Origin of the sequence: Eleftheria terrae (genome assembly GCF_030419005.1) — a bacterium.
Taxonomy (GTDB): Bacteria; Pseudomonadota; Gammaproteobacteria; order Burkholderiales; family Burkholderiaceae_C; genus Caldimonas; species Caldimonas terrae.
The window spans coordinates 1,969,772-1,983,640 of the sequence record NZ_CP106951.1 but is presented as its reverse complement, the minus strand read 5'-3'; the positions used below and the strand labels follow the sequence as shown (position 1 = coordinate 1,983,640).

Here is a 13,869-nt window from a genome sequence, read left to right as displayed (position 1 = left end):
GCCGCGCCAGCGCAATGAAGCTGGCCACCTGCCTGCGCCGCCCCGGCTCTTCGCCGGCCCGGGTCAGCAGGCACACCGGCAGGCCCTCGCCGCCCGGCCACAGTGGACGGCTCTCGACGGGAGCCAGCGTGGCGGCCGCCCGAAAGGCGAGCCGTGGCAGCACGGACACGCCGAGTCCCGAGCCGACCATCGCGACCAGGGCCCGCACGCTGTCGGCCGTGCAGGCGATGGCCGGGGCGGCGGAGGCCGTCTGCAGCAGCGCCTCGATGTACTGCCGGTACCTGCAAGCCGAAGGGGTGACAAGCAGGGGATGGCGGGCGAGCGCGTCCAGCGTCACCGACCCCGCGGCGGCCAGCGGATGGCCGAGGGGCATCACGACGACCGGCTCGTCGCGGCCGATGACCTCGGCCTGCAGGCGGCTGTCCTGCGGCGGCCAGCCATGCACCACACCCAGATCCACCGTGCCGCTGCTCACCGCCTGCGCCGTGTCGGACGAATTCATTGCCTGCACGCTGAGCCGGACCCCGGGGTGCTGGCTGGCATGGCGGGCGACCAGGGGAGCCAGCAGGCTGGCGCACAGGCTCTCCGGGGCAGCCACTGCCAGGCGGCCCGCTTCGCCGCCGGTGCCGTCCTGGACCGCGCGGAAGGTCTCGTCCGCCAGCGCCAGCAGCTCGCGCGCCCGCTCGGCCAGGCGGTGGCCCGCCTCGGTGAGTGTCAGGGCATGGTGCCGCCTGATGAACAAGGCCTGGCCCAGGCTCTCCTCGAGGGCGCGGATCTGTTCGGTGACGCTGGGTTGGGACAGGTGCACCCGCTCGGCGGCCCGGGTGAAGCTGAGGCTCTCCGCCGCCGCAAGAAAGGTCTTCAGTTGCCGTAGCTGGAACATCGGGGATGGGGAGGAGCGGAGCCTGCCGCCCAGTGTAGCGAGCGCGGCCCGGCACCGTTGCCGGCCGCTGGTGGGACTCCACGGGCCCGTGGCGATGTCAACGTCCCGGCCGCCGGAAGGCCTGGCGCGCGGCCGCGGCCCGCACCCTGACGACGCAGCCGTCGGCATGGTCGTTGATGAGGCCCATGGCCTGCATGAAGGCATACACGGTGGTGGGCCCCACGAACTGCCAGCCTTGCTTCTTGAGCGCTTTCGACAGAGCCACCGAATGAGCCGATTGGGAGACTGTCTGTGGCGTCGCCAAGCCGTCTTCCTCGGGTTCGAAGCTCCAGAAGAAAGCCGCGAGCGAGCCATGGTCCTGCACCAGTTCGCGTGCCCGCCGCGCGTTGTTGATCACGGCTTCGATCTTGCCGCGATGGCGCACGATGCCCGGGTCGGCCAGCAGCCGTTCGATGTCTTTTTCGGAGTAGCGAGCGATCCGGTTGAAATCGAAGCGGTGAAAGGCCGACCGGAAGTTGTCGCGCTTGGCGAGGATGGTTCGCCAGCTCAGGCCCGACTGAAAGCCCTCCAGGCACAGCTTCTCGAAGAGACGAAAATCGTCGTCCACGGGAAAGCCCCATTCGCTGTCGTGATAGTGGAGGAACTCGGGCGCCGCGGCGCACCAACGGCACCGGGGATGGCCGTCCGGCCCCAATAGGGTGGTGTTCATGTCCTGTCGTGGTGAGTCGGGCCGGTCACGAGATGAAGGCCAGGCGGGCGTCGGCCTTGGCGGGTGTGATTCCGACGATCTCCGCCTGCACCACGTCCTCGGCGACGAACGGGTCTTCGGCCACCCGGCGCTGCAGCTGTTCGAGCGAGACGCCGTGCGCCAGAACGGCTCCGCCGGCCTGGGCGTCGAGGCTGCCACTCAAGAGGAAGAGGCCGTCGTCGAAGCCGCGCTGCAGCCATTGTCGGTGGCCGTCCATCAGCGCGCCGGCCTGGCCGCGGTTGGCCGAAAACTTGAGCAGTACCAGAAACACAGTGTCTTCCTCTTCAGTGGGTGGCTGGTGATGGGAGCGCAGACCGGGTGGGGACCTCAGCCCGGCGGCGCCGTCTCATCCAGGCAGGCGGCAAGCCATGCGCGCATGTGCTGGACTTCCTGGCGGATGAATTTCTCGTCATGGAAAGCATGGGCCAAGGTGGCCACCCCCTGGCTCAGCGCGAGCAGGTGCATGGCCAGTCGGTCGGCATCGGACTTGCGGCCCAGCAGCTCGAACTGCCTGCGCAGCCAGCTGCGGAAGAGGGTGAACAACCGGTTCGCGTCTTTCTGGGAAGCATGGTCCAGCTTGGCCAGTTCGGTACACAGGGTGCCCACCGGGCAGCCATGTGCCTGGATGCCCGCGCGGTGGTCGACCAGCATCTGGATGAACCGGTCGATTCGATCCGCGGGCGTCTTGCCCTCGCTCTCCCACCTTGCGAGCATCTCCTGCGTGTGGCCCAGTCGCAGGCCGATGACGGCATCCAGGATCTCGTCCTTCGTCCTGAAGTGGTAGTAGAAGTTGCCACGCGAGATCTGAACGGCCTCTGCAATCGCAGCAAAGGAGGTGTTGGCATAGCCGTTCTGGTGGAACAGCTTGTCGGCCGCGGCCACGATCTCATCGCGTGTGGACTTCGAATTCATGTTCGGCAGAGTGCAAGGGACGATGTGAACCACAGAAGCTCGAACTCCGTCGAGCTGGTGCGCCCAGCGATACAGCTGCCTCGGCGCACTGCAACAGAGACCGACCAGAGGCGCGTCCCGTGGACAACAGTTCGCATAGGACAGGCGTCCTATCGGTCATGTTAGGACATACGTCCTAATCATGTCAAACCGGCAGAAGCCGGCGCACAGGCGGCCGCACCGGAACCGGCTTGGCGCCGGATGAAGGGATGGCATGGCTGGCGCGACCTACCTCTATCGTTGACCGCGCGAACGGCGTGCGGACGATGACCTGCTGCGGAGCCGCCGCATCTCACGGCGCGCCTCACCCTCGAACAGGCGCAGGAAGAACCAGCGGCAGCCCTGCCTGGCATGTCGATGGAGCGCCTCCCCGAGCGAGCTGCTTTGCAACAGCGCCTTCGCTCGCGGTCTGATGTCTCGCGTGGTCGCCTCTGGGTTGCCCCTGGAGTGATGTGGCTGGAGGTGGTGCCACTGCCTCGCGGCAGCAGCGCGGTGGCGTGGACCAGCCTGCCTCGAACGCGGACGCGACAACCGATCGCCGCCGCACTTGGGATGGCGCTGCCGTTCAATGGGGCATCCGCTGGACTGTCGGGGACCGGCGCATCCAGCACGTCGCTGATGGCATGGGCCGTGCTCCTCAACCGAGGTCGGGGCCGGCCAGGTTCCCGGCCCTCGGCCGTCACTCCTGACATGCGCTGTCATCGGCGGCGGTCATCCTGGAGCGGTTCAGATTGGAACGACGAGGAGCCAGGCATGGATACAGCGTTTGAAGGCAAGGTGGTGCTCGTGACAGGGGCGACCGCCGGCATTGGCGAAGCCATCGCATTCGATCTCGCTGCGCGGGGCGCACGGGTCGTGCTGGCGAGCCGGGACGGAGAACGGGCGGCCGAGTTGGCCCGGCAACTGGATCCGGAAGGCCGGCGCGCGTTCGGCTGCCGGGTCGATGTGCGAGACCATCGCTCGGTGGAGGCCCTGGTGGCCAGGGTGCTGGACCGCTTCGGCGCGCTGCACATGGCGGTCAACAATGCCGGCATCACCGGGCCGATCGCCATGGCACCCGACTACGAGATCGAGGATTTCACGGACGTCATCGCAACGGATGTCCATGGCACGTTCTACGGCCTGAAGTACGAGATTCCCGCCCTGCTGCGAAGCGGCGGCGGCTCGATCGTGAACCTGTCCTCCGGATGCGGCGTGGTCGGCGTGGCGGGGCTGGCGCCCTACACGGCAGCCAAGCATGCGGTGATCGGCCTGACGCGCGCCGTGGCGCTCGAATTCGCGGACCAGGGCATCCGCATCAATGCGGTGGCGCCCGGGTATGTGGATACGCCGCGGATGCGCGAGATGCCCGAGGAGGCGCTGGCCGACCTCCGGCGCCGGCACCCGATGAAGCGTCTCGCGGACCGGGAGGAAGTGGCCCGGATGGTCGCCTTCCTTCTGTCCGACCAGAGCTCGTTTTCCACCGGTGGGGTCTTTTCGGTGGACGGCGGCTACACCGCCGAGTGAGCTGGTGCCGCTGCGGTCCGGTGCCAGGGCCGCAGCGGCGCCGCGCTGGGCGGTCCAGCCCGAAGGCTGCGCGTGCCGCGGGCCAATGACCCGAGCGGGCCCAGCCGCGGTGGCGCCTCGCTGCACGGTGCGTGCCATGCGCCTGCCCGTTGCCGGCGCGGTGTTCTTTGGGGGACGCTCAACCGCGCCCGTTGGCTTCGTTGCCGGAAACTGCCGCTGCGCTGGACGGCCAGGTGCCGCGGCGGCTGCGCAGCATGGCAGGGTTGGCCCTGGACAGCCGATCTTGCGGCGAGCGTGGAATCGCGCTCCTTGCCTGGCCTGGAGCTTGGGCGGCTGGCTTAGCCCGCGCGATACATCAGCGCCGGGACCATGCCGGGCCAATGGCCGACCATCTCGATGGGCAGATAGACGTGCCCCTTCCACGGATCGCAGACCACCGCCTCCGGGCCCCAGCTGGCCGGTACCTTGACGTCGCTGTCTTTCGGGCGGCCGATCACCACATAGCCGTGGTCGCCGTTGCTGAACTCCATCAACTCGATGGAGCCGCATTTCTGCGCGCCGAGCGGATCACGCTGGAGGTAGAGGTAGGCGAAGGCCAGGCAGGCCTGTTCACCGCAGTTGCCGCAACCGGTCTTCTCGGCCACCGCCGCCAGGCCAAGGATCATCTCCAGCATCTTCGGATCATCGCTCATGGCCCAGCCCATGAAAGCCGCCCGCTGGCCGATGACGCAGGCGACCGAGTACCCCGCACTGCGGAACACGTCGCCGAACTTGTTCATCGCCCCGGTGGTCATCTTGGTCTTCACGTGCTTCAGTGCACGTTCGGCCCACAGCAGGTTGGAGGTGACGTTTGCCCTAGCGATCATGCGACTCTCTTGACTGGTTGTTGTTCACGGGCCCGCCGGCGCGGGCGGTCGCCAGTGTCATCGAGAAGCGGGCTGCTGGCTGTCCCCATTGGAAGGGACAGGCCGGGACAGGGAGGGACAACGCCCCGGCCAGGGCCGCCGGGCCCGGCCGGCGGCATCGTGCTCGCGGGAGGTGCTGCAGAAGTGCAATTTCCGGGGCGGCGGTGTACGCTTTGCTTCCGCCATCTGTCAACGATGTTCCCATGCTCCATCACTTGTCGTTCGGTGTCACGGACCTGGCGCGCTCTTCACGGTTCTACGATGCGGTGCTGTCTGCGCTGGGGTATGTCCAGGTGTGGGCCGACGACACGGCGGTGGGCTACGGCCTGTGCGACCGCGAGGACCTGTTTGCCATCAAGCGCCGCGGCGCCGGTGCGCGCGCCCCGGGCGAGGGCTTCCATCTGGCGTTCTCCGCGCCATCGCGCGACGCGGTCGATGCTTTTCATCGGGCAGCCGTGCTGCACGGTGGCACCGACAACGGGCAGCCGGGCCTGCGGGCCGACTACGGGCCTCATTACTACGCGGCCTTTGTCCTCGACCCGGACGGCTACCGCATTGAAGCGGTGATCAACCGGTGCGCATAGCGGGCGCCCGCAGCGGGCGGCGCTGGCGTGTCGGCCGGTGCCTGTGCTGCTCCACATCGGCCTTCAGGTCGGACTTGCCGAGGACCGCCCGTCGCGCTCTTGCGGCCAGGTTGCCCTTGCCGGTTGGCGAACCGCAGGCGAGCGGCCCGGGGCGGCGGTGGTGCTCCCCTCTGCGCGCATGGACCACAGCGGTCCATCCTCCGCATCCAGCAGCGAGCGGCCGATCTGTCCAGTAAGTCAGGTAAGGCCTTGTATGGGCGGCTTGATTACAGGCGCCGTGCGAAGAAAATGAAACGAAATGGAATCGATTCCATTGGCGCCCGCGTGAGCGCCAACCGCTTCACCCAACCAGGAGACAACCGTGACCTATCGTCCCCGACCCGGCCTTGCGCGTGCTGCCCGGATGCTGTCGATGGTGGCATTGGCCCTGCCGGCCGTGGCTGCCGCCCACAGCAACTTCCTCAAGGTTGACGGGCGCAACGTCCGGAACCAGAACGGCACCGGCGACATCGTGTACCTGCGTGGCGTGAACCTGGGGGGATGGCAGGTCCACGAGCCGTGGATGTCGCCGTTGGCGGGGACCCGCGACGACTACAACATGCGGCGCGTTCTCGCGCAACGGTTTGGCGACAGCGGGCGCGACTCGCTGATCAACGCATACCAGGACACCTATCTGCAGGAGAAGGACTTCCGCATCCTGTCGAACCTGGGCATGAGCGCGGTGCGCCTGCCGATCTACTACCTCAACCACATGAACGAGGACGGGAGCTGGAAGCGCGACGCGTCGGGCCGCATCGACTTCCGGCGCATCGAGTGGGTGGTGAACATGGCGAAGAAGTACCGCATGTATGTGATCCTCGACCTGCACGGTGCGCCCGGCTCCCAGAACGGCGCCGACCACAGCGGCAAGATCGGCGGCTCGGGCGAGCTCTGGAACAACCCCCGATACCAGGAGCAGACCCTGGCTTTCTGGCGCGAGCTGGCCAGGCGGTTTCGCAATGAGTCCACCGTGGCCGGGTACGACATCCTCAACGAGCCGTCACTGAGCTATCCGGGCGCCGCGACGCGGCCGGTGCTCGACATGTACGACCGCATCTACCGCGAGATCCGGGCGGTGGACCCGCAGCACATCGTGATCATGGAGGGGATCTGGGACTGGACCGCCATCACGCGGCCGAGCGACTACGGCTGGGTCAACGTCATCTATTCCTTCCACTACTACCACTGGGGCAATGACTCCAACTACCAGTCGCAGGTGGATTTCGTCGAGTCCAAGATCAACCAGGAGCGCCAGTTCCTCTCGTACAACGTGCCGCACTATGTGGGCGAGTTCACGCTCTTCAACCTGCAAAGCAGCTGGGAGTACGCGCTGCGGCGCTACAACGATGCTGGCTGGCACTGGACGAGCTGGACCTACAAGGGCACCAACATCGGCAACTGGGCGCTGTACAACCACCGTGACGCCCGCGGTGCGACGCCCGATGTGACGAGTGACAGTTATGCGAGCATCGAGTCGAAGTGGCGCAGCTGGGATGTCGAGCAGCACATGACGCCCAACACGATGCTGCACTCGGTGTTCAAGGCCGCGCTCACCGGTGCCAACAGCCTGGTCCGCAACCTGCCCTTCGAAGGCCACTGGCCTGCCGGCCGGACACTGGAGGCAGAGCACTTCTACGCCCAGCGCGGCGCGAGTTTCGACAGCACCGGCGTCGGCAGCCTCGATGCAGGCGATTGGCTGCGTTATGTCGACGTGGACTTCGGCGCGGGCATGGACCGGCTCACCTTGCGCCTTGCCGTGGATGCTGCCTATGCCGGCAAGACGCTCGAGGTGCGGCTGGACGGCCTGAGCGGGCAGCAGCTGGCGACCATCACGGTCCCGAGCACCGGGGGCTGGACCCAGTTCGCCGAGGTGGTGACGGCGATTCAGCGCGTTTCGGGCGTGCACAACCTGTACCTGGTGGCGCGGGGTGGCAACGGTGTGGCCAACATCGACTGGCTTCGTTTCGAGGACAGCACTGGCGGCGGCACCGGCCAGCCCATTTCCGGCCAGCGCTACGCGGTGATTGCCAAGCACAGCGGGCGCAGCCTGGACGTGCGCGACGTGTCGCTCAGCGACGGCGCCCTGGTGCAGCAATGGAGCTATGCGGGCGGCCCCAATCAGGCGTGGACCGCAAGCACCGCCGGCAACGGCGTGTGGCAGCTGCGGTCGGTGCACAGTGGCAGGTGCCTGGACGTGAGCGACGTCAGCCTGGCCACTGGCGCGAGCCTGCAGCAATGGAGCTGCACGGGCGGCGCCAACCAGCAGTTCCGGCTGGAAGACCAGGGGAGCGGCCACTTCTACATCCGCGCGGTCCACAGCGGCAAATGCGTGCAGGTGGCCGATGCCTCCATGCTGGACGGCGCGCCGGTGCAGCAGGGAGACTGCGGCGCGGACAACGCGCGCTGGCGGTTCCAGGGCGTGCAATGAGTTGACGGAAAGGCACGACGCCGCTCGCTCAGCCGGAATGGACCGTGGCCGATCCCGGGGTGGGCCGGCATTGCCCACCGGGCGCGTCGCAAGAAGCGGTTGCCGACCGGTTGAAGCGGCCGCCGGGGCGCCCATCGAGACCCCCGGCAGCGCGAGAAAGCGTTGCCCGTGTCGGCGCCGATGCAGTGGCCCGGCGTTGGCCGATCGGGCCTGCCTGCACGGCCCTGACCTCGCCGCGACCGGCCTGGTGCCGGCAGGCACAGTGCGCCTTGGCGGCGGTATGGCGCGACAGGCGCCGGAAACCAGGCCCCAGCGGCAGGCGACCCAGGGCCCGCCCCGCTTGTCCTCCTCACCGGCTTCTGCCATGCTCGCCGCTGGCTGCACCAGAACGCCGCGCTCGTGACCGAGCGCGGCGTTTTGCATTTCAGCGGCACAACAGCACTGAAACTACAAAGGAGACCAACGTGAAGGCAGGACTCTCGGGAACGATGCGCTGGACCGCGCTGGCCCTGGCCGCGCTGCTTGCCGCCTGTGGCGGCGGGGCCGGCGACGATGGGGGCGACACCGGCAGCGGTGGGGTGGGTGGGGGCGGGGGCGGGGGCGACCACCCCGCCGCGCTGAAGCTGCATGTGGCATCGCCCGACTGGCGCGACCAGATCATCTACTTCGTCATGACCGACCGCTTCAACGACGGCGACCCGGCCAACAACGACCAGGGGGCCGGCGAGTACGACCCGGCCGACAATGCCAAGTTCAACGGCGGCGACCTCAAGGGCCTGGCGCAGAAGATCGACTACATCCAGGGGCTCGGAGCGACCGCTGTCTGGATCACGCCGCCGGTGGCCAACCAGTGGTGGGACCCGCAGGTGCAGTACGGCGGCTACCACGGCTACTGGGCGCAGAACTTCATGGAGGTCGACAAGCACCTGGGTACGCTGGACGACTACAAGGCCCTGTCGGATCAGCTGCACCGCAGCGGCATGTACCTGGTGCAGGACGTGGTGGTGAACCACATGGGGAACTTCTTCAGCTACGGCACCGGCTGGACCGAGGGCGATCCGGCGCAGGGCCTGCGGCTCAACCCCGCCTCGGTGCCGGTGGCGGCGCCGACCCAGGCGCCTTTCCACCAGATCGATCCGCACGATGCGAGCTTCCGCGATGCGGCCATCTACCACTGGACCCCGTCGATCACCGACTACGAAGATCCGGCCCAGCTCTACACGCACCAGCTGTCCGACCTCGATGACCTCAACACCGGGAACCCGGCGGTGCGCGACGCACTGCGACGCAGCTATGGGTACTGGATCAAGGAGGTGGGGGTGGACGCCTTCCGCATGGACACGGTCTTCTACGTGGAGCCGGACTTCTTCAAGGACTTCATGCACAACGCCGGGTCGGCCGACCCCGGCATGGTGAAGGTGGCCCAGTCCACCGGGCGCAAGGACTTCTTCGCCTTCGGCGAGGGGTTTGCCACCGACCGGCCCTATGCCGACGCGTCGCAGCGCAGGATCGACAGCTACATGACCGACCCGGCCACCCAGGAGGACATCCTGCCGGGCATGATCCACTTCACCCTGTACGGCACGGCGGGCGATGTCTTCGCACGCGGCCGGCCGACGGCCGAGCTGGCCTATCGCATCCGGCGCACGATGGAGCTGCACAAGCGGCCCCACCTGATGCCGACCTTCCTCGACAACCACGACGTCAACCGCTTCCTGCAGGACGGCAATGTGGCGGGACTGCAGCAGGGCCTGTTGATGATGATGACCCTGCCCGGCATCCCGGTGATCTACTACGGCACCGAGCAGGGCTACACCGAGCAGCGCGCAGCGATGTTCCGTGCCGGGTACAAGTCGGGCGGGCGCGACCGCTTCGACACCGGCGCGCCGCTGTACCAGTACATCGCAACGGCCGCGAAGCTGCGCAAGGACCACAAGGTGTTCTCGCGCGGCGTGCCGGCCATCCTGAAGGACAACGCGGCCGGCCCCGGCGTGCTGGCCTACCGCATGAGCCACGAGGGGGTGAGTGCCTACGTGGTCTTCAACACGGCCGACAGCGAAGCGCTGCTCGACAACATGGCCACCGGCCTGGCGCCGGGGCGCGTGCTCAGGAGCGTGTTCTCGGCCGGTGGCGGGGGACAGGACCTGGTGGCAGGGCCAGACGGTGCGGTCACCCTCCAGCTGCCGCCGCGCGCGGCGCGGGTGTGGATTGCGAGCGACGACACGGCGGTGCCGCCCGGCGGCAGCCGCACCATCGAGCTCGCCGCCTTGCAGGACGAGGTGCAGAACGGGGACTTCACCGTGTCGGGCCGTGCGGGCGCGGGCGGTTCGTTCAAGCTGGTGGTGGACGCAGACGTGGCCCATGCGCAGACGGTGACGCCCTCGGCTGACGGCAGCTGGTCTGCCACGGTGGACACGGGGGCCATGATGGACCCGCAGGTGCGGCATGCGGTGGTGGCTTGGGACGAGGCCACCGGCGCCGTGTCGGCGAGCCGCGGGTTCCGGGTGGTGCGCCACTGGCAGCGCCTGGTCGAGGTGGCCGACCCGGCCGGCGACGACACCGGCCCCACCGGCGCCTACCGCTATCCGACCAACGACACCTGGGGCGAGAACCACCAGCTCGACATCCGCAAGGTCACGGTCTCCGGCGCTCGCGGTGCCCTGAAGCTGGACGTGCAGGTCAACAAGGTCACCACGTCCTGGAATCCACAGAACGGGTTCGATCATGTGGCCTTCACCGTCTTCGTGGAGGTGCCGGGGCGTGCCGGCGGCCTGCAGCTGATGCCGCAGCAGAACGCCAGCCTGCCGGGTGGCATGGCCTGGCACTACCGCCTGCGGGCGCACGGCTGGTCCAATGCCTTTTTCACCTCGGTGGGGGCCAGCGCCAGCGCGGAAGGCACGCCGGCCGGGCCGGCCGCTGTGCTCTCGGTGGACAAGGCGAGTCACACCATCAGCTTTGTGCTCTCCGACAGCGCGCTGGGCAAGCTGCAGAGCCTGTCCGGGGTGAAGGTCTATGTGACGACCTGGGACTATGACGGCGGCTACCGGATGATGCATCCGCAGGCCAGGGAGTACGAGTTCGGCGGGGCGGACGGCAGGACGGCGCCGCTGGTGATGGACGACACCGCCGTGATCGCCCTGCCCTGAGGATCGGGGCCGGAAGGGCCGCATGCATGCGGGATGAGGGCGCCGCCGCGGCGCTTCGGCAGCACGCACGGCGCCAGCCCGATTTTCATGGACAACGCGACGCAACTTTCAAGCGAAAGAGGGGATGTCATGGTGGGACCTCGTGCTGCAAGGCCCAGCAGGTCTATGAATGGAACGAAGAACGCGGTTGTATGCGTAATGCGCGTCGCGCATGGATGGCGACAGACCGGTCTATTGTCGACGGAGAATGGGCGTGCACGTGGCGGCTCAGTTGTGCGCGCGAGATCGATTGCTTTGCTCGTTCAGCAAGTTAAACATGTATTCACCCGACGCTGGCGTCGTTCCTCGCTGTCCCAAATGCAAGGAGGCGGAGCACGTCATTCCGAAAATGCTTCTCGTAGGCAGTCGGAGTCCGGACCCGGAATATGCCGGTCCTCTACGCAGCGATCAGCTGGCAGCAGACGAGCTGGTCTCTGAGGCGGTAGGCGCTGGAGCGGCAAGGCAGTTCGTGAGTGGCTATTACTGTCAGCGCTGTGGGGTTGGATTTGTGCGACACGAGGCGGTCTAGCCCTCGGTATTGAAACAGCGGCGGCTTCGATAGATTCTTGGGAGGCATTGCACCGCTCTTCGCAGTGACGGGTGTCGCGATAGAACGTCATGGCGATTGAACCGTTAGGTTCGTGACCACCTCCACTGTCCCGAAGCAGAAGGATGACAACGTTGCGCAAGTCGTCGTGAAGCACGCGGGGTTCTATTGTTCGCAGGTGCAACACGCACTATCGACTGGGCGATCGAGGTCGAGCGGGGCGGCACCTCGTGCCGGTCAGCGTTGCTTGGGTCTGCCTGAGGTCAATTGGCTTTCCCTGCGGCAGCGGCGGTGGCCCCGCCAGGAGGGCGACGTCGCCGCTTCGCATCACGGCACAGCGGGCCGGGCGACGTGTGCTGCACCCGTCGCTCGCCCACCATGCGCGCCGCAGTCCACCCCCGCCACCGGCAACGCCCATTCACGCGCATCCCAGCGGCAGGGGCCTGCCTCAGTGCGTGGCCTGCTGCTGCTCCCGCACCAGGCTGGCAGGCCGCATGTCGGTCCAGTGCTGCTCGACGTACTCCAGGCAGGCCTGGCGGGCGCCGGGGCCGTGGACCACGCGCCAGCCGGCGGGCACCTCGGCAAACTCGGGCCAGATCGAATGCTGGTTCTCGTCATTCACCAGGACCAGGAAGGTGCCGTTCTCGTCGTCGAAGGGATTGCTCATCATTGCGCTCCATGAAGGATGGTGTCGGTGGGTGCCCGTTGGCGGGCATCCCGAGGGTAGGGAAGGTGGGACCAGGGCTGCCGGCCGGGCGGCGCCCTCGCGGTGTGCCTGGGGTGGGTGTGCATGGTTCACTCGTCGGTGTGGCGGATCGACCTCAGTACGTCACCACGCGGCGCGGTGCGCCGCGCGACAGGGGCGGGCCGGGCTGCTCCAGCAGCGCCTGCACGTCCTGCAGGTAGGCCTCGACGGCCTGGGCATGCGCGGGCGTCACCGTCATGTGCAGTGCGGGCGGCGCCGACAGGCGGCTGACATACCAGCCGCGTGCCTCCAGCCCGTCGCCCAGGGCATGCACGTCCAAGCGGTCGGCCGTATAGGCCAGCACGCTCAGCGGTGGCTGGCCCAGCACGCGCACGCCGGGCAAGGCCTGCAGGCCCCGCACATACCGGTCGCGGGTGTCCATCACGCGCCGTGCCACGGCCAGGTAGCCGGCTTCGCCGAGATGGTGCATCACGGCCCAGGCAGCGGCGACCGCGCCGCCGGGCCGGGTGCCGGTCAGCGTCTCGGTGCGGTAGAGCCCCTTGGGCCAGTTGCCGAAGGCGAAGTGCTGGCCCTGCTGGTCCTCGGCATCGGCATAGAGCACCAGTGATGCTCCCTTGGCGGCGTAGCCGAACTTGTGCAGGTCGGCCGACAGCGATCGCACGCCCGGCACGGCGAGGTCGAAGCGCGGCAGGTCGGGCTTGAAGCGCGCGACGAAGGGTGCCAGGAAGCCGCCGATGCAGGCGTCGACATGCAGCCACACGCCATGCTCGAGCGCCAGCTCGCCGATCGCCTCGACCGGGTCGATGGTGCCAAAAGGCAGGCAGGGCGCCGAGGCCACCATCATCACGGTGTCCGGGCGCAGCTGCCGCCGCAGCTCGTGCAGGCAGGCGCGGTAGTCGTCGCCGAGCGGCACGCGCACGATGGCCAGGCCCATCAGGTCGGCCGCCTTGTCGTAGGCCGGGTGGGCACTGTCGGGCAGCAGCAGGTGCGGCCGGCCTGGCGGGGTGCCTCGGCCACGGCGGAAGGCCTGCCAGGCACTGCGCACCGCGAGGATGATGCTTTCGGTGCCGCCGGAGGTGAGGGTGCCGCAGGCCCGCTCACCGCCGCCGAGCAGCGCCAGCGCCATGCCGACCACCTCCTGCTCCATGCGCCCCAGGCTGGGAAAGGCGGCCGGCGCCAGCGCGTTCTCGCTCATGAACATCGCATAGGCGCGGCGCGCGACGTCGAGCACTTCGTCGCCAGCGAAATAGACGTGCAGCGGGGTGCGGCCGCGGCGCCAATCGGCGTCGCGGTCGCGCATCTCCGTCATCGCCTGCTCCAGCTCGCTCCAGGGCCTGCCCTGTAGCGGCAGCTGCTTGTGCACGACGGGGTCGGATGGGACGGTCAT

10 protein-coding genes and 1 pseudogene are annotated in these 13,869 nt (G+C 68.1%); 4 read left to right on the top strand and 7 right to left on the bottom strand.

Features of this window, described 5'->3' with window-relative positions:
• Nucleotides 1-4: 4 nt before the first annotated feature.
• From N7L95_RS08615 to N7L95_RS08600, 4 genes and pseudogenes are all read right to left on the bottom strand, one after another.
• Nucleotides 5-883: pseudogene (locus tag N7L95_RS08615) on the bottom strand (LysR family transcriptional regulator); the annotation flags it as partial.
• Between the two features lie 97 nt (nucleotides 884-980).
• Nucleotides 981-1,592: a DNA-3-methyladenine glycosylase I gene (locus N7L95_RS08610; RefSeq protein WP_301259406.1), complete on the bottom strand. Its 612-nt coding sequence runs from the start codon at nucleotides 1,590-1,592 to the stop codon at nucleotides 981-983.
• Between the two features lie 25 nt (nucleotides 1,593-1,617).
• Entirely contained in the window at nucleotides 1,618-1,902 is a 285-nt protein-coding gene (locus N7L95_RS08605; RefSeq protein ID WP_301259405.1) for a YciI family protein, read from the bottom strand.
• A gap of 56 nt (nucleotides 1,903-1,958) precedes the next feature.
• Nucleotides 1,959-2,543 (bottom strand): TetR/AcrR family transcriptional regulator, encoded by a 585-nt coding sequence (locus N7L95_RS08600; RefSeq protein WP_301259404.1) that lies wholly within the window; start codon nucleotides 2,541-2,543, stop codon nucleotides 1,959-1,961.
• A gap of 792 nt (nucleotides 2,544-3,335) precedes the next feature.
• Between N7L95_RS08600 and N7L95_RS08595 the strand changes: the two genes are divergently transcribed.
• On the top strand, nucleotides 3,336-4,088 hold the full coding sequence (locus N7L95_RS08595; RefSeq protein ID WP_301259403.1) for an SDR family NAD(P)-dependent oxidoreductase: 753 nt from the start codon (nucleotides 3,336-3,338) through the stop codon (nucleotides 4,086-4,088).
• A gap of 338 nt (nucleotides 4,089-4,426) precedes the next feature.
• Here N7L95_RS08595 and N7L95_RS08590 read toward each other — a convergent pair whose 3' ends face one another.
• Entirely contained in the window at nucleotides 4,427-4,954 is a 528-nt protein-coding gene (locus N7L95_RS08590) for a hypothetical protein (RefSeq protein ID WP_301259402.1), read from the bottom strand.
• Nucleotides 4,955-5,196: 242 nt separating this feature from the next.
• On the opposite strand from N7L95_RS08590, the gene N7L95_RS08585 reads away from it, so the two are divergent.
• From N7L95_RS08585 to N7L95_RS08575, 3 genes are all read left to right on the top strand, one after another.
• Entirely contained in the window at nucleotides 5,197-5,577 is a 381-nt protein-coding gene (locus N7L95_RS08585) for a VOC family protein (protein ID WP_301259400.1), read from the top strand.
• A 361-nt stretch (nucleotides 5,578-5,938) separates the two neighbouring features.
• A complete protein-coding gene (locus N7L95_RS08580; RefSeq protein WP_301259399.1) occupies nucleotides 5,939-8,044 on the top strand; it encodes an RICIN domain-containing protein in 2,106 nt (701 codons plus the stop codon).
• 464 nt (nucleotides 8,045-8,508) lie between these two features.
• Nucleotides 8,509-11,190 carry an alpha-amylase family glycosyl hydrolase gene (locus N7L95_RS08575; protein WP_301259398.1) on the top strand — a complete coding sequence of 894 codons (2,682 nt, stop codon included), beginning with the start codon at nucleotides 8,509-8,511 and terminating at the stop codon, nucleotides 11,188-11,190.
• A 1,034-nt stretch (nucleotides 11,191-12,224) separates the two neighbouring features.
• On the opposite strand, the gene N7L95_RS08570 is transcribed toward N7L95_RS08575, so the two are convergent.
• Together N7L95_RS08570 and N7L95_RS08565 are read right to left on the bottom strand one after the other, a co-directional pair.
• On the bottom strand, nucleotides 12,225-12,443 hold the full coding sequence (locus N7L95_RS08570) for an MbtH family protein (protein ID WP_301259397.1): 219 nt from the start codon (nucleotides 12,441-12,443) through the stop codon (nucleotides 12,225-12,227).
• A gap of 154 nt (nucleotides 12,444-12,597) precedes the next feature.
• Entirely contained in the window at nucleotides 12,598-13,869 is a 1,272-nt protein-coding gene (locus tag N7L95_RS08565; protein WP_301259396.1) for a pyridoxal phosphate-dependent decarboxylase family protein, read from the bottom strand.